General features: G+C 34.1%; 17 protein-coding genes. 8 read left to right on the forward strand and 9 right to left on the reverse strand.

Features of this window, described 5'->3' with window-relative positions:
• Positions 1-126: 126 nt before the first annotated feature.
• Positions 127-474 carry a toxin-antitoxin system YwqK family antitoxin gene (locus BSF41_RS11615; RefSeq protein ID WP_095929657.1) on the forward strand — a complete coding sequence of 116 codons (348 nt, stop codon included), beginning with the start codon at positions 127-129 and terminating at the stop codon, positions 472-474.
• Positions 475-532: 58 nt separating this feature from the next.
• On the opposite strand, the gene BSF41_RS11620 is transcribed toward BSF41_RS11615, so the two are convergent.
• From BSF41_RS11620 to BSF41_RS11650, 7 genes are all read right to left on the reverse strand, one after another.
• Positions 533-1,645, reverse strand: a complete 1,113-nt coding sequence (locus BSF41_RS11620; protein WP_095929658.1) for a PepSY domain-containing protein — start codon at positions 1,643-1,645, stop codon at positions 533-535.
• Positions 1,646-1,709: 64 nt separating this feature from the next.
• A complete protein-coding gene (locus tag BSF41_RS11625; RefSeq protein WP_095929659.1) occupies positions 1,710-3,260 on the reverse strand; it encodes a PepSY domain-containing protein in 1,551 nt (516 codons plus the stop codon).
• Positions 3,261-3,265: 5 nt separating this feature from the next.
• The gene (locus BSF41_RS11630; RefSeq protein WP_095929660.1) at positions 3,266-3,565 is read right to left on the reverse strand and encodes a hypothetical protein; all 300 of its coding nucleotides are present in this window, start codon (positions 3,563-3,565) and stop codon (positions 3,266-3,268) included.
• A gap of 13 nt (positions 3,566-3,578) precedes the next feature.
• Positions 3,579-3,911 carry a hypothetical protein gene (locus tag BSF41_RS11635; RefSeq protein ID WP_095929661.1) on the reverse strand — a complete coding sequence of 111 codons (333 nt, stop codon included), beginning with the start codon at positions 3,909-3,911 and terminating at the stop codon, positions 3,579-3,581.
• Positions 3,912-3,971: 60 nt separating this feature from the next.
• Positions 3,972-6,452, reverse strand: coding sequence for a TonB-dependent receptor (locus BSF41_RS11640; RefSeq protein WP_095929662.1), 2,481 nt, complete (start codon positions 6,450-6,452; stop codon positions 3,972-3,974).
• 219 nt (positions 6,453-6,671) lie between these two features.
• Positions 6,672-7,916: a 2-oxoglutarate dehydrogenase complex dihydrolipoyllysine-residue succinyltransferase gene (gene odhB / locus BSF41_RS11645; RefSeq protein WP_095929663.1), complete on the reverse strand. Its 1,245-nt coding sequence runs from the start codon at positions 7,914-7,916 to the stop codon at positions 6,672-6,674.
• 76 nt (positions 7,917-7,992) lie between these two features.
• Positions 7,993-10,767, reverse strand: a complete 2,775-nt coding sequence (locus BSF41_RS11650; protein WP_095929664.1) for a 2-oxoglutarate dehydrogenase E1 component — start codon at positions 10,765-10,767, stop codon at positions 7,993-7,995.
• A 117-nt stretch (positions 10,768-10,884) separates the two neighbouring features.
• Here BSF41_RS11650 and BSF41_RS11655 point away from each other — a divergent pair, with 117 nt between their 5' ends.
• Together BSF41_RS11655 and BSF41_RS11660 are read left to right on the forward strand one after the other, a co-directional pair.
• Positions 10,885-11,436, forward strand: a complete 552-nt coding sequence (locus BSF41_RS11655) for a hypothetical protein (protein ID WP_095929665.1) — start codon at positions 10,885-10,887, stop codon at positions 11,434-11,436.
• A 50-nt stretch (positions 11,437-11,486) separates the two neighbouring features.
• On the forward strand, positions 11,487-12,047 hold the full coding sequence (locus BSF41_RS11660; protein WP_095929666.1) for a hypothetical protein: 561 nt from the start codon (positions 11,487-11,489) through the stop codon (positions 12,045-12,047).
• 41 nt (positions 12,048-12,088) lie between these two features.
• On the opposite strand, the gene BSF41_RS11665 is transcribed toward BSF41_RS11660, so the two are convergent.
• Both BSF41_RS11665 and BSF41_RS11670 read right to left on the reverse strand, forming a co-directional pair.
• Positions 12,089-12,442: a hypothetical protein gene (locus tag BSF41_RS11665; RefSeq protein WP_095929667.1), complete on the reverse strand. Its 354-nt coding sequence runs from the start codon at positions 12,440-12,442 to the stop codon at positions 12,089-12,091.
• A 46-nt stretch (positions 12,443-12,488) separates the two neighbouring features.
• Complete coding sequence (locus BSF41_RS11670) at positions 12,489-13,463, reverse strand: polyprenyl synthetase family protein (protein WP_095929668.1); 975 nt, start codon at positions 13,461-13,463, stop codon at positions 12,489-12,491.
• A 266-nt stretch (positions 13,464-13,729) separates the two neighbouring features.
• On the opposite strand from BSF41_RS11670, the gene BSF41_RS11675 reads away from it, so the two are divergent.
• The 5 genes from BSF41_RS11675 to BSF41_RS11695 all read left to right on the forward strand — a co-directional run bounded on the left by BSF41_RS11675 (position 13,730) and on the right by BSF41_RS11695 (position 20,735).
• Positions 13,730-14,251 (forward strand): YceI family protein, encoded by a 522-nt coding sequence (locus tag BSF41_RS11675; RefSeq protein WP_095929669.1) that lies wholly within the window; start codon positions 13,730-13,732, stop codon positions 14,249-14,251.
• A gap of 108 nt (positions 14,252-14,359) precedes the next feature.
• Positions 14,360-14,959, forward strand: coding sequence for a TetR/AcrR family transcriptional regulator (locus BSF41_RS11680; RefSeq protein WP_095929670.1), 600 nt, complete (start codon positions 14,360-14,362; stop codon positions 14,957-14,959).
• Positions 14,960-15,051: 92 nt separating this feature from the next.
• Positions 15,052-16,386, forward strand: a complete 1,335-nt coding sequence (locus tag BSF41_RS11685) for a TolC family protein (RefSeq protein ID WP_095929671.1) — start codon at positions 15,052-15,054, stop codon at positions 16,384-16,386.
• 12 nt (positions 16,387-16,398) lie between these two features.
• Positions 16,399-17,466, forward strand: coding sequence for an efflux RND transporter periplasmic adaptor subunit (locus BSF41_RS11690; RefSeq protein WP_095929672.1), 1,068 nt, complete (start codon positions 16,399-16,401; stop codon positions 17,464-17,466).
• A gap of 92 nt (positions 17,467-17,558) precedes the next feature.
• Entirely contained in the window at positions 17,559-20,735 is a 3,177-nt protein-coding gene (locus tag BSF41_RS11695) for an efflux RND transporter permease subunit (RefSeq protein WP_095929673.1), read from the forward strand.
• Positions 20,736-20,965: the final 230 nt, after the last annotated feature.

Raw genomic sequence — 20,965 nt, forward strand, 5'->3', positions numbered from 1 at the left:
TATTAGGTCTATTTTTCCAATGTTAAGTTTTTAATCAATGTTACCAAATTGTTAAGTAAAAGTTTTTTTAATGTAAACTATTAACTATATTTGATAAAGATTTCTTAACATTAAATACCTAAAGATATGAAAAAGAGTGTAATTTTAGCTGCAATATTGTTCTCTGGAATTGTAGTTGCACAAGAAGGAAAGCCTGAATTAGAAGCTGCTGGAAACAAGGTAAAAGCAACGTATTACTATGAAAGTGGTAAAGTGCAGCAAGAAGGCTTTTTTAAAGATGGTAAATTAGACGGTGTTTGGGTATCTTATGACGAAAATGGAAACAAAAAAGCCGTTGGAGAATACGCAGACGGAGTTAAAACTGGTAAATGGATTTACTTTAATGAAGACAGCTTGAAAGAAGTTGCTTATGTTGACAACAAAGTAAGTTCGGTTAAAAATTTACAGAAAAATGCTTTAGCAAACAGAAATTAATCACATAATTTCAGTCCAATTATAAAAAGACCGTCCCGTTAAAAACGAGACGGTTTTTTTATGCTTTTACTTTTTTAGATTTCTTGTTTCTTCCAAACCAAATTATAAATCCAGTGATAGGAAGTATGGCGGCAATTAAGCTCACGGTAAAGGCTATAATTTTTCCTGGAAGATCTAGAACTTGCCCTGTATGTATTCCGTAATTCATTTCTACAACCTGTAATCCTAAAGTCTTTTTATCAAATGTCTGGCTCTGAATCAATTTTCCGCTTGACGGATGAAAATAATAATTGCTTTGCTGATCGTAACGTAAGGTATGCGGATAGGCACCTGTACTCACAATATCGCCTTTTTGTTGCGGAATCATTACAAAGAACATTTCTGCTTTTGGCTGTAATTTTAAGGTTTGAGTAAATGCTTTGTCAATTGCAGTAACTGAATTTGCTTTGTAAGTGGTTGTGTCAATCACAGGTATTTTGGTTTCGGCAGCTTTGTCTCCGCCAAAATTGAAAGATTTATAAATTCCGTCGCCAACCCATTCGTAAGTAAAAGTAAGTCCGGTTATAGCAAGAATTAAGGCAATTAATGAAATGTAAAAACCGGTAGTATTGTGCCAGTCGTAATTTACTCGTCGCCATTTTGCAGACCATTTAATGGTGAAACTTCTTTTAATGTCACTTTTTCGTTTTGGCCACCATTGTATAATTCCGGAAATTAATAATAGGATAAAAATAATGGTTGCGCCACCAATAATATGTTTTCCAATGTAATCGGGTAGGAGCAGATACAAATGAATGTATTCTACAATAATAAAGAAATCGGTTTTTGGATTTTCTGTTTTTAAATATTTGCCTGTGTAGGGATTAAAATAGAGATATAAATTCTCTGTGTCCGAATAGGTATAAACAATTGCTGATCTGTTTTTTCCATAATAAGCAACCATACTGGTTTTGTTTGCCGGAAGAACTTCCTTCGCTTTTTTCTGTAATTCAGATGGTAATAGAAAAGGTTTGTTTTGAGGTTCAACCAAGCGCCATTCTTTTCTTGTGATGTCTTTTATTTCGTCGTGAAAACAAAAAATGCAGCCCGTAATACAAACTATAAAAACAATAAGCCCAGAAATTAATCCGAGCCATTTGTGTATAAAACGTATTTTGGTTTTGAATCCCATATTTTGATTAAAAGCGTAAAAGTATACGCAAAACCAATAGAGGGCAAATAAATTAAGCTAATTTTTAAGAAACTGCTTTTTTTGGCTTTAAATGATAAGCGGTGTATAATGAAATTCCAGCTAGGAAAATCCAGAAAACATCAATAAAGAAAATCTGAAATTTGTTTTCCATAAATGAAGTCCAAAACCAATTTCCAGAAACGATTCCGTTGGTAATTGGAATTAAGAATCCTAAAATACTTCCTGAAATCAGACAGAATTTGTTGGTAAAAGCATCATTCTTTTTAATAATAAAGAAAATAGTTAGCAATAGCCAGCCTCCAAAATAAAGTGCATACAAATTAGACTGACTTAACGGATAGAAAATTTTACTTCCTATAAAGGCTAGTGCTGTAATTGGATACATGCTCAAGCAAATGGCCAGATAAATGCGAACAACAGCATTATTGAAACGCCTTTTCTTTTCTGGCATATTGTTTTTTTGTCGGGCAACAAGCCAGATCATAACTCCAGAAATAATGACAAAACAGGTTATAATTCCTAAAATGAAGCTTACAATTTTTAAAGCATATCCGCCATAATCGCCAAAATGTATTCTATACAAAACATTTTTTACAACATCTAAATAACTGGTTTGTGCAATTGGGTCTTTTTTGGCAATTTCTTTTCCGTCGGCAACTCTGTAAACTACTTTTCCAATTCCAGTAAACTTTTTATGGCTTAAAAGTTCGCCTTCTACCAAAACATGCATATTTGCATCTCCATAATTTTGGATAAAAACACGGGTAATTTCAAAATCGGCCCAATTCTTTTTGGTTTTGGCAACCAGCTCATTAATATTAAATGGATTGGCCAGTTTTTTATTTTCAAATTTATAATCGGGATCTGTATATTCCAGTTCCTTGTATAGTTTATCTTGGTCTCCTTTGTATAAAGCCATTACGGCTGGTGCTACAATTAAAAGTTTAATCATAAAAAATGCTCCTGTAACTGCATATACAAATTGAAATGGCAAACCAATCATTCCTAAAGCTGTATGTGCATCTGTCCAAAGTGTTTTTAATTTTTCTTTTGGACGGAACATGTAAAAATTAGAAACAATTTTATTCCAATGCAACAAAACGCCTGTTATGATTGCGAATAAAAAAAACAAAGCTGTAAATCCAGATAAATAGTATCCTATAGGATATGGAATTTGCGCCAGAAAGTGCAGACGGTATAAAAGTTCACCTAATGAATACGATTCTTCATAAGTATAGCCTTTGTAATTTTTGTTGTCTAAATAAAAAAACTCCCCTGCTTGCTGTTTTTTTGGAGCCAAGGTATCTTTGGTTCCTTCCATATAAACAGCTACTCGATTTTCTACTGAAGGTTTAGAAATAGTGATATTTCTTCCGTGCAAAACATATTTTTTGTCCAGATGCTGCAGTGCGTTATTGTAATCTAATTGAATTTCTCTTGTGATTGCTGTAGATTCACTTCTTTCCCAATTGATGATTTCATCTCTAAAAAAAGAAAAAGATCCAGCGAAGAAAATTACAAAAAGAACTACACTGATAACGATTCCGCTGACAGTATGTGTGTGAAAATAGATATTGTAATGACGGTTATTCATAAATATTATTGTGCCGTATTATAGGTTTGACCCAAATAGATAAAAAGACAAAAAAGTAACGAAAGCAAGATATAAATTCCCCATATTTTCCAACCACTTTTGGCTAAAAATGCGATGATCATTAAAGCGACCCATAGAATAAAACCGCTAAATGCCATTGTGATTAATACATTGGCACGGTTAAAGCAAGAAGCTAAAGCCAAATGAAAAGTAACAGAAACAAAGTATCCTCCTAAAATTGCAGCAGTAATTTTGGAAAAGCGTGGCCAAAAAGAGGAATTTAGATATTTTGAATTTGCTGGCATAATTTGATAATGATTACTGGTAGTAGAATTCTGTTAGTGCAATAAAAACCAGTAATGCCAAAAGTAACTTACTGTTTATTTTTTTTAATGGTGTAAGGATAATGATTAAACTTCCAACTGTCATGAGCTGAATAAAAAATATCAAAGTGCCACAGCCTAATGATTGTGTAAAAAGCCACATCATGTAAGCAGATAACAAAAGCATTAAGCCAATGATTTTAGTTTGTTTTGGATTTTTCTGCATCCATTTTTCAAAACCTAAATCATAAGACAATACAGCTCTTTTTGAAGTATAATAAAGAGTGTAAAAAGCTAAAAAAACGATAACGCTGGCAGTTGTAATCATAATCTTTAAAATTTAAAAAACACCTTTCTTTTACGAGAAAGGTGTTTTTATTGTTTTTTATTAGAATCTGTACGAGAAGTTCGCTGCAACAGTTCTCATATTTCTTGGATGAATTGTTGACCAACCATCATATGTATCAACATTGGCAATATTGTCTAATTTTAATGTCAATGTGTATTTTTCTGTTCCGTAGAAAATAGAAGAATTTAAAACAGTATAAGAAGGGATTGTAAATTGACCAACACCGTTTCTGTTCATGATTAAGTTTTTGTCGGCGTAGTTTCCTCCAAAACCTAAACCAAAACCTTTTAAATCTCCTTCTGGGAATTTATAACTTGCCCAAAGATTTGCTAAGTTTCTTGGTCCTGAACTCTCAGGTCTACGTCCTACAAAAGAAGGATCTCCAGCGTTTAAGACAGCATCAACATAGCTGTAACCTGCTACGATGTTTAAACCATCAATAGGGTTTGCAACGAATTCTGCTTCAAAACCTTTATTTCTTTGTGCTCCATCTTGGTAAGGCGTTTGAGATGTAGCCGTATAAACTACATAAACTTGGTCTTTTACCTGAATGTCATAGTAGCTAAATGTCGCGTAAAGTTTATCTTTAAACACGTTTAATTTTGTACCAATTTCAAATTGGTTAGCGTGTTCTGGTTTGAAAGTTCTTGGGCGAGTAGTTCCGTCACCTAAAATTTCTGTTACTGGAGCTGAATTAGCAAAACCATCCATGTAGTTCGCAAAAAGCGAAACTTTATCTATAATTGGCTGATAAACGATACCAAATTTAGGAGAAAATGCAGTTTGATTAAAATCATCGGCACTTGTTGATAAATCACCAGCAGTTACAAAACGGTCAACACGTAAACTTGCCATTGCTGATAAAGCCGGTGTAAAATTGATTACGTCAGAAAAATAGGCGCTGTAAACTTCTTGTTTTGTTTTGTTCATACTAATTCCGGCACTTGCAATAAGAGCATCAGTTCCAGCTTTAGTTAAGTTTCCATTATCTCCATTAGTGATGTATTTAGTAGGATCTGTGATATTATAAAGATATTGATTCACAGTTGCAACATCTAGATTACCGATGTAAACATTACCATTTCTTACGTAATTAGAGCTATTGTCAACCATACCTCTGTTGAAGTAATCTAAACCAACAACAAGACGGTTTCTTAGGTTTCCTATTTTAAAGTCTCCAATAAAGTTTTGTTGAATATCTGTTGTTAGAGTTGTAGAATTTTGATAATTCATAGAACGTCCTAAAACAATTCCTTCGCTTATTTCAGCTGGAGCGTATTGTGTTCCTTCGTATAAATAGCTATAGTATCCATTAGATGAAGAAGAACCTCTTGAAACTACAGTTTGTGAAGTCCATTGATCATTGAATTTGTACATCATTTGACCTTGTAAATTGTATGAAGGAGTTTCGATTGCTAATTCATTACTAGTGTAAGAACGTTTGTTATCATAACCTAATTCATCCATATTGTGAACTCTCAACGGAGCTGCTCTGTCTAAAAATAACATAGTAGCGTTGGTCTGTTTGTTGTTCATGAATTCTGTATTAACGAAAAACGAAAGTTTGTCATTTACTTGGTAAGATAATGATGGAGCAAAAAAGAATGATTTTTTAAATCCAGCATCTTGGAAACTGTTTTCTGTATGATAAGCAGTATTTACACGGAAATTAATTCTGTGTTCCTCGTCTACAGGAGTATTAACATCTGCCGTTACTCTGTTTAAACCGTTGCTTCCAGCAGTGTAGCTAACTTCTCCTCCAAAACGATCATAAGGTTTTTTTGTAGTTAAGTTAATTAAACCTCCGTAAGAGATTAAACTGCTTCCGAATAAAGTACCAGAAGGGCCTTTAATTACTTCAATTTTATCTATGTTAGCAGGATCTAAACCTCCGTTTGTTAAACCTGGCAATCCATTAGTCATTGTTGGTTGTACAGCAAATCCTCTTAAAGAGAAGTAACCTGCACCATCACCTCCACGACCTGTAGAAGCCCAAAGAGGTGTTAATCCTGGAGCATTTTTAAGCGCATCATCAAGATTGGTAACTACTTGTTCTTTTAATAACTCAGCAGTAATTGTAGTATAAACTTGTGGGTTTTCAAGATTTTTAAGAGGTAATCTTGATACTTGTTGTGTTTCTTTGCGAGCTAGCGGATTTTTTCTGTTTCCGTTTACAACAATTTCATTTAATTCTTGAGAGTTTTCACTAATTCTAAAATCTTCAATAATTGAATCGCCGCTATTAAGACTAACGCTTTTTTCTTTAGAAGAATAGCCAATTCCAGAAACTTTTAGCACATAGTTACCTGGTTTAATATTTTTAATTTCATAGAAACCGTTTGCGTCTGTGTTAGTTCCTATTTTTGTTCCTTTCAATGTGACAGATACATTATCTGCAGCCTGATTATTTGTTAAGCTTATTTGACCTTTAATAGTTGCTTTTTCTTGAGCCAAAGCTGATACGCTGGTCATTAAAGCAAAGCAAAAACTCAAAAAAGAAATTGTAAATTTTAAATTCATTTTTATTTAGAATTAATTTTGATAGTGCAAATTTAATTGTTGGACGGCAACTACACAAGTTATTCTTATTTATTCTAAATTAAATATTTTTTAAAGGGTAAAATTTACTTTTTTTTAAAAAATTAACAGCTTAAGTTAAAATTAAGCTAATCTTAAGCAAAAAAACCTGCTCAAATTAATGAACAGGTTTTATATTATTGTGAAAAATTACTTTAAAAATTACAACTCTAAAGCACGTTTAGCGTCGCCATTCATTAATAATTCTACTGGGTTTTCTAAAGCCTCTTTTACAGCAACTAAGAAACCAACAGACTCACGTCCGTCGATGATTCTGTGGTCGTAAGAAAGAGCAACATACATCATTGGGTGAATTTCAACTTTTCCGTTTACAGCAATCGGACGCTCGATGATGTTGTGCATTCCTAAGATTCCTGATTGCGGAGGGTTGATGATTGGAGTAGATAACATACTTCCAAAAACTCCACCGTTAGTAATTGTAAAAGTTCCTCCAGTCATATCGTCAACTGTGATTTGACCATCACGAGCTCTTAAAGCTAATCTTTTGATTTCAGCTTCAATTCCACGGAAAGTTAAAAGTTCAGCATTACGAACAACAGGAACCATTAATCCTTTTGGTCCAGAAACTGCGATAGAGATATCTGCAAAATCGTAAGCGATTTTGTAATCACCGTCCATCATAGAGTTAACATCTGGATATAATTGTAAAGCTCTTGTAACTGCTTTTGTAAAGAATGACATAAAACCTAAACCAAGACCACCATGTTTTGCTTTGAAAGCATCTTTGTATTCATTACGAATTTGGTTGATTGGTGTCATGTTTACTTCGTTGAAAGTAGTAAGCATAGCTGTTTCATTTTTAGCTGAAACTAGTCTTTCTGCTACTTTACGACGTAACATAGATAATTTTGTACGCTCAGTTCCACGGCTACCACCAGTTGGAGTTCCCATAGAAGGTACTGCATTTACAGCATCATCTTTAGTAATTCTTCCGCCTTTACCAGTTCCAGAAACTGTTGCTGGAGCAATATTTTTCTCGTCTAATATTTTTCTTGCTGCAGGAGATGGAGTTCCAGCTGCATAACTTGTTGCTGCCGGAGCTGCTTTAGGAGCTTCAGCTTTTGGTGCTTCTGCCTTTGGAGCTTCCGCTTTCGGCGCCTCTGCTTTTGGAGCTTCAGCCGCTGGAGCTGCGCCACCTGCTGGTTTAGCAGCATCTGTATCAATTAAACAAACTACAGCGCCTACAGCTACTGTATCACCTTCTTCAGCTTTTAGTGTAATTACACCGCTCATTTCAGCAGGTAATTCAAGAGTAGCTTTATCTGAATCAACTTCAGCAATCGCCTGATCTTTTTCTACATAATCTCCGTCTTTTACTAACCAAGTTGCAATTTCAACTTCTTTTATTGATTCCCCTGGTGATGGGACTTTCATTTCTAAAATCATCTTATTTCTTTGTTTAAGGTTTTTATGGTTTCATTCCCGATAGCTATCGGTATTGAAACTTGAAACATTTTTTTTATTATCTGAATAAATTTTTATCGAATACCATTCTAATTGCATCTGCATGACGACGTTTTGCACGTGTGTAGCTTCCAGACGCTGGAGCAGAATATGCTTTTAATGAAGCCAATCTCCATTTTACAAGATCAAAGTTCATTAACATAAAGCTGTAAGCTCCCATGTTTTTAGGCTCTTCTTGTGCCCAAACATAATCGTCAGCATTTGGATATTGTGCAATAATTTCTTTGATTTGATCTACAGGGAAAGGGAATAATTGTTCGATACGAACCACTGCAACATCATTTCTTCCGTTGTTTTCTCTTTCTGCTACGATATCATAGTAGAATTTACCTGTAACAAAAACTAAAGTTTTTACACCTTTTTTGTCTACTGTATTATCATCAATTGTTTCTTGGAAACTTCCGCTTGCAATTTCTTCAACTGTAGATACACATCTTGGATCACGCAATAAACTTTTTGGAGAGAAAACTACCAATGGTTTACGGAAATTCGTTTTCATTTGTCTTCTTAATAAGTGGAAGAAGTTAGCTGGCGTTGTACAATCAGCAACATACATGTTGTGTCTTGCGCAAAGCTGTAAATAACGTTCCATTCTTGCAGAAGAGTGTTCTGCACCTTGACCTTCATATCCGTGAGGCAATAATAAAACAATACCATTTTGGTTGTTCCATTTGTCTTCACCACAAGAAATGTATTGGTCAATCATGATTTGAGCACCGTTAGAGAAGTCTCCAAATTGTGCTTCCCAAATTGTTAAGGCTTTTGGGTTTGCTAATGCATATCCATAATCAAAACCTAAAACTCCATATTCTGATAAAAGTGAATTGAATACGCCAAAGTTTCCTTTTTTGTTTTCAATAGCGTTCAATAAGATTACCTCTTCTTCAGAATCTTCTACTTTTACAACAGCATGACGGTGAGAGAATGTACCACGCTCAACATCTTGACCAGAAATACGAACGTCAAATCCTTCTGTTAAAAGCGAACCGTAAGCTAGTGCTTCTGCAGTTCCCCAATCGATGGTATTGTTATCGTAACCAGATTTTCTGTCTGTAACAATTTTACTTATTTTGTTGATAAACTTTTTGTCTTCTGGTAAAGTTGAGATTGTCTTAATGATAGAATCTAATCCTTCTTTAGCAAAAGTAGTATCAACTTTTTGAAGCATTTGAGTATCTGTTACTTGAACAAATCCGTCCCATTCGTTTTTCATGAATGGAGTAATGATTGTTAAGTCTTTTTTACGTGAAGCTTCTAAGTTTTCTTCTAAAGCAGATTTGTATTGTTTTTCTAAAGCATTAACATAAGATGCATCGATTACACCGTCAGAAAGTAATTTATCTGCGTAGATGTCTCTTGGGTTTTTATGTTTAGCAATGATTTTGTATAAAACAGGTTGTGTGAAACGAGGTTCGTCACCTTCATTATGTCCGTATTTTCTATATCCTAATAAGTCAATAAATACGTCACGTCCAAATTGCATTCTGTAGTCTAATGCAAAAGATACAGCGTGTACAACAGCTTCTGCATCATCAGCATTTACGTGTAATACTGGAGAAAGGGTTACTTTAGCAACGTCTGTACAATAAGTAGAAGAACGAGCGTCTAAGTAGTTTGTTGTAAATCCAACTTGGTTGTTAATTACGATGTGGATTGTTCCTCCAGTTTTGTAACCATCAAGTTGAGCCATCTGAATGATTTCATATAAAATACCTTGACCTGCAATTGCAGCATCTCCGTGTACTGCGATTGGCAATACTTTAGAGAAATCGTCAGCATAGTATTTATCTTGTTTAGCTCTTGTGATACCTTCAATTACAGCTCCAACAGTTTCTAAGTGAGAAGGGTTTGGTGCTAAATTGATGTTGATGCTTTTTCCAGATCTTGTTTTTTTGTCGGCAGTAAGGCCTAAGTGGTATTTTACGTCACCGTCAAAATATTCTTGATCGTAATCTTTACCGTCAAACTCACCAAAGATATCTTGAGTAGATTTTCCGAAGATGTTTGCCAAAACGTTCAAACGACCACGGTGAGCCATTCCCATTACGAATTGTTCAACACCTTTTTCAGCAGCTTGCTCGATCAAAGCATCTAAAGCTGGGATGATAGATTCTCCTCCTTCTAATGAGAAACGTTTTTGTCCAACATATTTAGTATGAAGGAAGTTTTCAAAAGAAACAGCTTCGTTTAATTTATTTAAGATTGTTTTCTTTTCTTCTGTAGAGAAATTTGGCTGATTAACATTTACAGCCAATTTGTCCTGAATCCATTTTACAACACCAGGATTTCTAATGTACATATATTCAATACCGATATGCTGGCAGTAAATAGCTTTAAGACGATTTACGATATCTTGTAAAGAAGAAGGCGCCATGCCGATTGTTTGAGCAGCATCAAAAACAGTTGAAAGGTCAGCTGTAGATAATCCGAAGTTTTCAATATCCAAAGTTGGAGATGAAGTTCTACGATCACGAACAGGATTTGTTTTTGTGAATAAATGCCCGCGCGTACGGTATCCGTCAATTAATTTTAGAACGTTGAATTCTTTCTTTAGTTTTTCTGAAACTTGACTGTAATCTGTGTTGTCGCTAGTCACGTACTCAACAATCGTTTGCACAGGGTTTTCGTCGTTATAAGTTGTTTGTCCAAAGTCAAAACCTTGAAAGAAACTTCTCCAGCTAGGCTCAACGCTGTCTGGGTTAACTAAATACTGATCGTATAATTGTGCAAAAAACTCGGTATGCGCTGCGTTTAAAAATGAAAACCTATCCATAATATGAGTGAATATACTTTTTTGTTATATAGAAAGGCAAAAGTACAACAATCACATTTATTTAAATCTTTTTTTTACGTACTTTTACGTAAAAATTTGTTAAAATAAACGTTAACTATGAATAAAATTCAATTTTCAATCGATTGCAGATATTTTTTTGTGATTTTGACTGTCTTATTTTCAAGTTATAGTATTGCACAACAAAAATATGTCATTGACAACAGTAGCCATTTTTGGGACAAAGTTCAATTTGGAGGCGGTTTAGGTCTCGGATTTGGTTCAGGATATACCAATATCTCTGTAATGCCAAGTGCCATTTACAATATCAACGAAGTTGTAGCTGTAGGAACAGGTCTTCAATTCGGTTATTTGTATCAAAAAAATTATTACGAATCTTTCGTTTGGGGAGGAAGCCTTATCGGTCTTGTGAATCCGATTCCTGAAATCCAATTATCAGCGGAATTAGAACAGGTAAGAGTTGATACTCAATATGAAGCCACTTACAACTTCCCATCGTATTCAGATAGTTATTGGAATACTGCGTTATATTTAGGAGCAGGTTACCGAACAAAAAATGTAACAATTGGAGCGCGTTACGATGTTCTATATGATCCTAATAAAAGTCTTTATGGCTCTGGATTTATGCCTTTTGTGAGAGTGTATTTCTAAAGTTGCTAAGGTGCTGAGTTGCTAAGATTCTAAGTTTTAAATGCAGAAATTTGAAGAAATTTATTTTTATAATTACGGTAATTATACTTTTAGGTTGTAATTCTAAGAAACCAGATAGCAATGGAGAAAAGATGGTAAAAAAAGAATTACGACCTTTTTTTGATTCTGATGAAATCGATCATTATTATATTGATTTCAAAAGTGATTTCGAACATTTATCCAAGGATAATGATTTACAGGTAGAAAAGAAAAAAGAATTCTCAAGCTTTTTTTATTGGTATTATCCAAATACTGTTGAAAAAGATTTTGAGAATCTGTTGTTGAAATATGATTATAAAAAATCGAAATTATCAAGTAAACAACAAAGACAAATTCAAGACGTATTCAGTGAAAAAGATTCTATTCAGACTAATGAATTTGCTTGTATCCCTGAATATCGTGATGTTTTTATTTTTAAAAAGAAAAAAAAGACAATCGGAATAGCAAAGATTTGCTTTAAATGTTATCGTTTCCAAATTATTGGAAGTGAAATTGATACACAGTATTTTGGACTTTGGAGTGAATTAGATAAGCTACACAATATCGTTCGTTCCAATGAGAAAAAAACTTAGTCCCGAAGCTTCGGGATATTATTTCAGAACCTTAGAATCTTTTATTTGTAATAATTTCTAAACCAAACCTTTTGCCATTCTCTTTTTAAAATCAAGAAAGCGACTTGTTCAGCTAGAATCACCAAATCAGATCCGTCAAGACTTTTTATTTCATTTTCGGGAACGTCAATAATGTAAAGCAGATTTAAATATTCAGCAAATTTGTATTGAATCATTCGGTAGATTTTTTCGTGAAGCTGAATTTTTAATTCGTCAGGCGAAATGCTTAATGGAAAGTCAATTCCTTCATTCGCCAAATTAAAATCCTTGTTAATCTGCTCAATAAGATTCAAATATAAAGTCTCTGCCTGCGCTTGCGCTAATAATGATTCGGTATTTACGGGTGCTACAAACATGTGATTTTAGATTTTAGATTGCTGATTGTAGATTTTTTTCTGAATACTAAACTTTACGTCCCATTAAATTTTCTCCGAAAGTCCTCAAAACGTTTTTCTTTTCACCGCTGATTTCCATTTTTTCTAATGTTTCAAAAGCTTTAAAAGTGTACATTTCAATTGCTTCCTGAGTGGATTTTGATGCTCCAGATTGATTAAAAATTGCTTTGGCAGTTTCTATTTTTTCTACATTATCTTCTAGCTGAAGCGTAAACAATTTTTCTAATTCTGAAGCTTTTTCGTCAGTAGAAAATTCTAATGCTTTTAGATACAAATACGTTTTTTTATTTTCAATAATATCTCCTCCTACTTGTTTTCCAAAAGTTTCAGGATCTCCAAAAGCATCCAAATAATCATCTTGAAGCTGGAAGGCCAATCCTAAATTCAATCCGAAATCATAAATTAAATCGGCTTCTTTTTCAGAAGTTTTAGATACAATTGCTCCCATTTTCATGGCAGCTGCAACCAAAACAGCTGTTTTGTATTCAATCATTTTAAGGTATTGGGGAATTGTAACATCTTTACGAGTTTCAAAATCTACATCCCACTGCTGTCCTTCGCAAACTTCAAGCGCTGTTTTGCTGAATAATTTGGCTAGGTTCCTAAAAACAGTTGGTTCATACTGTTCAAAATATTGATAAGCCAAAATAAGCATGGCATCTCCAGAAAGAATTCCGGTGTTTAAATCCCATTTTTCATGTACGGTAACTTGTCCTCTTCTCAAAGGCGCATCATCCATAATGTCATCATGAACCAGCGAAAAGTTATGAAAAACTTCCACCGCCATTGCTGCCGGAAGCGCAATCGAATAATCAGTATCAAAAACCTCTGCGGCCATTAAAGTTAAAACAGGACGGATGCGTTTTCCGCCAAGTCCTAAAATATATTCTATAGGCTCGTAAAGATTTTTAGGCTCTTTATGTATGTTTTGGCTTTGAAGATAATTGATGAAAAAATCTTGGTACTGACTTATATCGTGCATAATGAATTCTGATTTCGAGGCTCAAAGATACAATTCAAATATGAATTTCAATTATTGAAATGATTAAAAGCTCTTTAAAGAATTAGAAAGGGTTCTTAACCATTCTCATTTCTAAGATGTTAAAATTTTTTCTAAAAAACTTGGAAACTTTTTTGGTATTTAGAGTTTCCTGTCTATATTTGCAGCGTTATAATGGAAACTAAGAACACTGTAAAAGTTTCCATAAGAGTTTGAATGATTTATAAACTCAATTAAATCAAGTATTTATGAAAACAAAATGGACCTTAGATTCTAGTCAGTCAGATGTTTTATTAGAAATGAGAAGATCGAGAACTGCTTATATGGGTGGAAGCACAAATAAATTTGATGGTTATGTAAACATTGAAGATAATGAGATTGAAGATGCTTCGGTTGAATTCTCTTTGGATATCAATAACAAAAATGAAAGTTTCCAATCTATAGATGCTTATTTACAGCTTCAAGACTTTTTTGAAGAAGATGAGCATCCAATTATTAGCTTCAAATCGACTTCATTTCAAAAAGTAAATCAGAATATCAATTTCTTCAAAGGAGATTTAACCATAAAAGATATTACAAGAGTAGTTGAATTGGATGCTGAATTTCTAGGAGAAAATATATATAACGGAGAAAAGAAAGTAGCTTTTGAAATTAAAGGAAACATCAAACGAGAAGACTTTGGTTTAGATTTTAGCTCTTTTAATCATTCTTCTGGCGCCGCTTTGGGTAAAGACATCAAACTTATAGCAAATTTAGAATTTAGCATATAAATCTTACTAAAAGAATAAATTAATGTAAAATTATTACAAAAATATCGGAAACTATTTTTTTGATTTTAGTTTCCAAAGTATATTTGTAAGGCAATTCGAGAATTTAAAATGAAAGAGAAGATTATAGCAAAAGCAAGCGAGTTATTTTTAAAGCTTGGTTTTAAAAGTGTTACAATGGATGATATTGCAGGTGAAATGTGTATTTCGAAAAAAACGATTTACAAATATTTCTGCAACAAAGAAGTTTTGATTGAGGAAAGCACATCATTAGTTCATGGCCAAGTGCACGAAATCATGGACACGATTATAGCAAAGAATTATAACGCTATTCATGAGAATTTTGAGATTAGAGAAATGTTTCGTGATATGTTTAAAAACAACATTGACACTTCGCCAATCTATCAGTTGAAAAAACACTATCCAGAGATTTATCAAAACATTTTGTCTTTTGAAATTGATCAGTGTACGCAACTTTTTAGAGAAAATATCGAAAAAGGAATTCGTGAAGGCCTATATAGAAGTGATTTAAATGTAGAGGTATATGTTAAGTTTTATTACACTCTAGTTTTTCATATAAACGAAAATACGGTTTCTGAAAGTGAAGCGCAAAGAATAGAGTTGGAGGCCTTGGAGTATCATACTCGTGCAATGGCAACCGAAAAAGGAGTAGAGGAATTAGAAAAGCAATTAAAAAAAATAAATAATTAATTATCCAAATTGTCGTCATTTTATTCTGGGAGAGTTGTAAAAGAGGAAATGACGATGCCATCTCAAATTTTTAAAATAAATAGTAACTACTTATGAAAAGAATCTTTCTTATAGTTTTGTGTACACTAGGCATAACTGCTGGCGCACAAGTCAAAACCTTAACCTTGAAAGAGGCTGTTACATATGCACTTGAAAATAAAGCCGATGCTAAGAAGGCAAAACTTCAGGTCGAAAACAGCGAATATAAAATTCAAGAAATACGCTCGAGAGCATTACCGCAAATAACTGCAAATGGTAACTTAACTTATAATCCTATCATTCAAACAACAGTTATTGATGGTGCGGGATTTGGACAGCCAGGAACGACAATTCAAGCTGCTTTTGGTCAGAAATGGACATCAACAGCTGGGGTTTCTTTAACTCAGGCAATATTTGATCAGGCGGTTTTTACAGGTTTAAGAGCAGCACAGTCTACACGTGAATTTTATCAGATTAATAGTCAATTGACAGACGAACAAGTTATTGAAAGAGTTGCAAATAACTACTATTCTGTTTATGTACAGCGTGAAAGACTGATATTGTTAGACAGTAACTATGTAAATACTCAAAAGGTTCGTGATATTGTGCAAGGACAATTTGATAATGGGTTGGCTAAAAAAATAGATTTAGACCGTATTATTGTAAAAATGTCTAACATTGATACAGATCGTCAGCAAGTTAAAAATCAAATTGAACTGCAGGAAAATGCATTGAAATTCTACATGGGTATGCCTATCGAATCTCAATTTGTGATGCCTAAAGAAGAATTTGAAGTGGTTCCAACGTCTTTAACAGAAGAGCCAAATGTTGAAAACAGAACAGAATACCTGCTTTTAAAGAAACAAGAAGAGCTTTTAGTATTTAATAAAAAGGCAATTCAGGCAGAATATTATCCTACTCTTTCATTGACAGCTGGATATAACTATATAGGTCAAGGTCCAGAATTTCCTTGGTTTGCAAAACCATCATCTGGAGTATACTGGTCAGATTTCTCTGGAATCGGATTAAATTTGAGAGTACCGATTTTTACAGGTTTTGGAACTCGTTCTAGAGTAAGACAAGCTGATGTTGAAATCAGATCTCTTCAAGAAGATATCAAAGACACTAAACTTTCTCTTGATTTAGATTATAGAAATGCAATGACGCAGATTAATAATAATCTTGTGACTATTGAGAATCAGAGAGAAAACATGCGTTTAGCGTTAGAAATTTTAGGAAATACTAAAAACAATTACCTTCAAGGTTTAGCATCTTTAACCGATTTGCTAGATGCAGAAAATGCATCACTTGAAGCTCAAAATAATTTTACAAGAGCAGTTTTAAATTATAAAATTGCCGAAATATCTCTAATCAAATCGAAAGGCGAACTAAAATCTCTTACTAAATAACAAATTATTACAATGAAGAAAATAATTATAACAATCGTAATCATAGTCGTGGCTATTGTCGGGATTAACTACATTCTAAATAAGAACAAAACAGAAAACGAAGCGAAAACTGCAATTGTAGCAGAAAAAAATGCAGCAGTTTCTGTAAAAGTAGCTACAGTTAAAACAGAAGATGTTAACTTAGGTTTTACTGCAAACGGAAACTTCGCACCGATTCAGGAATTGACTTTTTCTGCTGAAAAATCTGGAAAAGTAATTAGTGTTTTAGTTAAAGAAGGTGACTATGTAAGAGTGGGACAAACTCTTTTAACAGTAAGAGGTGATGTTATCAATGTAAATGCTCAAGCAGCTGAAGCAGCATATCAAAATGCAAAATCTGATTATGCTAGATATGAAAATGCTTTCAAAACTGGCGGTGTTACAAAACAACAATTAGATCAAGCAAAATTGGCTTTAACTAATGCTCAATCTAACTATACTCAAGCTAAAATTAATGTTGGAGATACAAGAGTAAAAGCTCCAATTAACGGATACATCAATAAAAAATATATCGAACCAGGATCTATTTTAGCTGGAATGCCTGCAACTGCTTTATTTGATATTGTAAATGTTTCTAAATTGAAATTAACTGTTACAGTAAACGAAACGCAAGTTGCTAGTTTAAAATTAGGACAAACTGTAGACATTACAGCAAGTGTTTATCCTGATAAATCATTTAGCGGAAAAATTACTTTCATTGCAGCAAAAGCAGATGCTTCTTTAAATTTCCCTGTAGAAATTGAAATTACAAACAATGCTAACAACGACTTAAAAGCAGGTATGTACGGAACGGCAAACTTTGGTGCTAAAAACCAACAACAAAACTTGAAAGTTGTTCCTAGAAATGCTTTTGTTGGAAGTGTGAGCAGCAACGAAATCTTTGTTGTAGAAAACAATGTTGCTAAATTGAAAAAAGTTGTAGCTGGAAGAATTTTAGGAGATAAAGTTGAAATCATTAATGGTTTAAATGACGGAGAAGTAGTAATTGTTACAGGTCAGATCAACTTACAAGACGGAAATACAGTAGAAATTATTAAATAATTATACCGCTCTAAGCCTTAAGCCATAAGCTTTAAGCCTTTAATAAAAGCCTAAAGCCTACAGCATATAGCTTATAGCCAAAAATAAGATATATGAAATTAGCCGAAATATCCATAAAACGTCCGTCGTTGGTAATTGTATTGTTTACAATTCTGACTCTTGGTGGATTGTTCAGCTACAGCCAATTAGGCTACGAGCTGATCCCAAAATTCGAAACCAACGTTATTACGGTTTCAACTGTATATCCTGGAGCTTCTCCAAGTGAGGTTGAAAATACAGTAACAAAGAAAATTGAAGATGCGATTGCGTCTCTGGAAAATATCAAGAAAATTGATTCTAAATCTTATGAATCTCTTTCTGTAGTATCGATTACATTGACATCAAATGCAAATGTTGATATTTCGATGAACGATGCGCAGCGTAAAATTAATGCCATTTTAAGTGATCTTCCAGACGATGCAGATCCACCGTCATTGACTAAATTCTCTTTGAGTGATTTACCAATTATGACGCTTGGTGCGAATGGAAAAATGGACGAAGCAGCGTTTTACGATTTGATCGATAAAAAGATTGCTCCAGTTTTATCTCGTGTACAAGGGGTTGCTCAGGTAAACATTATTGGTGGTCAAGAGCGTGAGATTCAAGTAAACCTTGACGCAGTAAAAATGCAAGGTTACGGACTTTCAGTTCCTCAGGTGCAGCAGACTATTTTAACTTCGAATCTGGATTTCCCAACGGGTAACATTCAAACTCGTAACCAAAAAATATTAATTCGTTTAGCGGGTAAATATAAAAACGTAGATGAATTAAGAAACTTAGTAGTTTCTTCACAAGACGGAATCCAAGTTCGTTTAGGAGATATCGCCGACGTTCAGGATACGCAAAAAATCGCAGAGAAAATTGCGCGTGTAGATCAAAAAAGTGCGATTGTACTTCAAATTGTAAAACAGTCAGATGCTAATGCCGTTGCGGTAAGTGAGCAATTGATTAAGACAATTAAGACTTTAGAGAACGATTATAAATCGGCTCAATTGAAATTGGAAGTAGCAAAAGACAGTACAGTCTTTACTCTTGAAGCAGCAGATTCTGTTGTACACGATTTATTAATTGCGGTTATTCTGGTAGCTTTCGTAATGTTGTTCTTCTTGCACAGTATTAGAAACTCCTTGATCGTAATGGTATCTATTCCAGCATCTTTGATCGCAACATTTATCGGAATTTATTTATTAGGCTATACGCTTAACTTAATGTCTTTACTTGGTTTATCTCTTGTTGTTGGTATTCTTGTGGATGACGCGATTGTGGTACTAGAGAATATTTATCGACATATGGAGATGGGTAAAAGCCGAATCCGTGCAGCTTATGATGGAACTGCCGAAATTGGTGCAACGGTAACTTCGATTACATTAGTAATTGTGGTAGTGTTCTTACCAATTGCGATGAGTACTGGATTAGTATCGAACATTATTACACAGTTTTGTGTTACGGTAATTATTTCTACAATGTTCTCGTTATTGGCTTCATTTACGATTATTCCATGGTTATCTTCTCGTTTTGGAAAATTAGAGCACATTGAAGGTAAAAACCTTTTCGGAAAAATTATTCTTGGTTTCGAAAGTTATTTGACTCGTTTTACAAACTGGGTATCAAACTTGCTTAACTGGTGTTTAGATCACTACATTAAAACAATGGGAGTTATTCTAGTAATGTTTTTTGGTACGATCTTCTGGTTAATGGGAGGCGGATATATTGGAGGAGAGTTCTTCGCATCATCTGATAGTGGGGAGTTCTTAGTACAAATCGAGATGCCAAAAGATGCTTCGTTAGAGCAGACTAACTTTATGACGCAAAAAGCAGAAGCTTTCTTAAAAGGAGAGAAATATGTTTTCAGCCAGATTACAACAGTTGGACAAACTAGTGAAGGTTTAGGAGCTGCTCAGGCAACGGCATACAAAGCTGAGATTGACGTTAAAATGATCGATCAAAAAGATCGTACAGACGACGCCAACGTGTACGCTGCAAAAGTAAAACGTAAACTAGAAAAAGTTTTAGTTGGTGCAAAAGTAAAAACAGTTCCGGTAGGTATCTTAGGTACTGCGGAGGATGCAACTTTAGGTTTGATCGTAACAGGTCCGAACGTAGAAAGCGCAATGAAATTTGCTAAACTTGCCGAAGCAGAATTACGTACAATTCCTGGAACAACTGAGATTAAATTAACAGTTGAGGACGGAAACCCAGAGATCAACGTTCAAGTTGACAGAGATAAAATGGCTGCTTTAGGATTAACACTTCAAACAGTTGGTTTAACGATGCAAACTGCTTATAGTGGAAACACAGACGGTAAATTTAGAGCTGGTGAATACGAATATGACATCAACATTAAATACAACGAATTTGATAGAAAAAATATCACAGACGTTAGTAATTTGATTTTCATCAACAATGCTGGTCAACAGATTAAATTAAACCAATTTGCAACAATTTCTGAAGGTTCTGGACCAAGTAAATTAGAGCGTAGAGATAAAACAGCTTCTGTAACTGTACAAGGTCAGAACGTTGGGGTTCCAGCAGGAACAATCGTTCAGCAATGGCAGGCGAAATTAGATAAATTGCAAAAACCAACAGGAGTTAATTACATCTGGGGTGGTGACCAAGAGAACCAATCAGAAGGATTTGGTACTTTAGGAATTGCATTATTAGCCGCTATTATTTTGGTTTACCTTGTAATGGTTGGATTATATGACAGTTTTGTTCACCCGTTTGTCGTATTGTTCGCAATTCCGCTTTCGTTCATTGGAGTTTTATTTGCACTGGCATTAACAAACAATACCTTAAATATCTTTACGATCTTAGGGGTAATCATGTTGATTGGTCTGGTGTGTAAGAATGCGATCATGCTTGTCGATTATACCAATCAGCGAAGAGCAGCGGGAGAATCAATTAGAAATGCCCTAATCCAAGCAAACCACGCTCGTTTACGTCCGATCTTGATGACAACAATTGCGATGGTGTTTGGTATGTTCCCAATTGCATTAGCATCTGGAGCAGGAGCTGAATGGAAAAACGGATTAGCATGGGTAATCATTGGAGGTTTGATTTCATCATTATTCCTTACTTTGATTGTTGTACCAGTTATCTATGACATTATGGAGAAAATTATCCGTAAGTTCTCTAAAGGAGAAAAAATCGATTACGAAGCTGAAATGCATGCCGATTATGAGCATACAGAATTAAGCGAAGATGGTTTTAATCCGAAACATACACATTAATAGTTTTGATTTTCAATAGAAATTCCAAAGTCCGAAATTGGAATTTCCCCATTAAAATCCCAAGTTCCTTCAATTAGGAATTTGGGATTTTTTTATGGGTATTAAAATATAGCCCGTGGTTTCAACCACGAGTACACCATACATATAATACGTCTCCCGTGGTTGAAACCACGGGCTATGTTAATAAAAATGATGAATATTGGGGAAGATCAGATTGAAAGAAATCCGCG

Source organism: Flavobacterium sp. ACN2 (assembly GCF_002303885.1).
GTDB lineage: Bacteria > Bacteroidota > Bacteroidia > Flavobacteriales > Flavobacteriaceae > Flavobacterium.

What these genes read in the sequence shown, in the direction of transcription:
- BSF41_RS11615 (WP_095929657.1), top strand. Translation starts at nt 127, where the DNA reads ATGAAAAAGAGTGTAATTTTAGCTGCAATATTGTTCTCTGGAATTGTA.
- BSF41_RS11620 (WP_095929658.1), bottom strand. Translation starts at nt 1,645, where the DNA reads ATGGGATTCAAAACCAAAATACGTTTTATACACAAATGGCTCGGATTA.
- BSF41_RS11625 (WP_095929659.1), bottom strand. Translation starts at nt 3,260, where the DNA reads ATGAATAACCGTCATTACAATATCTATTTTCACACACATACTGTCAGC.
- BSF41_RS11630 (WP_095929660.1), bottom strand. Translation starts at nt 3,565, where the DNA reads ATGCCAGCAAATTCAAAATATCTAAATTCCTCTTTTTGGCCACGCTTT.
- BSF41_RS11635 (WP_095929661.1), bottom strand. Translation starts at nt 3,911, where the DNA reads ATGATTACAACTGCCAGCGTTATCGTTTTTTTAGCTTTTTACACTCTT.
- BSF41_RS11640 (WP_095929662.1), bottom strand. Translation starts at nt 6,452, where the DNA reads ATGAATTTAAAATTTACAATTTCTTTTTTGAGTTTTTGCTTTGCTTTA.
- odhB (WP_095929663.1), bottom strand. Translation starts at nt 7,916, where the DNA reads ATGATTTTAGAAATGAAAGTCCCATCACCAGGGGAATCAATAAAAGAA.
- BSF41_RS11650 (WP_095929664.1), bottom strand. Translation starts at nt 10,767, where the DNA reads ATGGATAGGTTTTCATTTTTAAACGCAGCGCATACCGAGTTTTTTGCA.
- BSF41_RS11655 (WP_095929665.1), top strand. Translation starts at nt 10,885, where the DNA reads ATGAATAAAATTCAATTTTCAATCGATTGCAGATATTTTTTTGTGATT.
- BSF41_RS11665 (WP_095929667.1), bottom strand. Translation starts at nt 12,442, where the DNA reads ATGTTTGTAGCACCCGTAAATACCGAATCATTATTAGCGCAAGCGCAG.
- BSF41_RS11670 (WP_095929668.1), bottom strand. Translation starts at nt 13,463, where the DNA reads ATGCACGATATAAGTCAGTACCAAGATTTTTTCATCAATTATCTTCAA.
- BSF41_RS11675 (WP_095929669.1), top strand. Translation starts at nt 13,730, where the DNA reads ATGAAAACAAAATGGACCTTAGATTCTAGTCAGTCAGATGTTTTATTA.
- BSF41_RS11680 (WP_095929670.1), top strand. Translation starts at nt 14,360, where the DNA reads ATGAAAGAGAAGATTATAGCAAAAGCAAGCGAGTTATTTTTAAAGCTT.
- BSF41_RS11685 (WP_095929671.1), top strand. Translation starts at nt 15,052, where the DNA reads ATGAAAAGAATCTTTCTTATAGTTTTGTGTACACTAGGCATAACTGCT.
- BSF41_RS11690 (WP_095929672.1), top strand. Translation starts at nt 16,399, where the DNA reads ATGAAGAAAATAATTATAACAATCGTAATCATAGTCGTGGCTATTGTC.
- BSF41_RS11695 (WP_095929673.1), top strand. Translation starts at nt 17,559, where the DNA reads ATGAAATTAGCCGAAATATCCATAAAACGTCCGTCGTTGGTAATTGTA.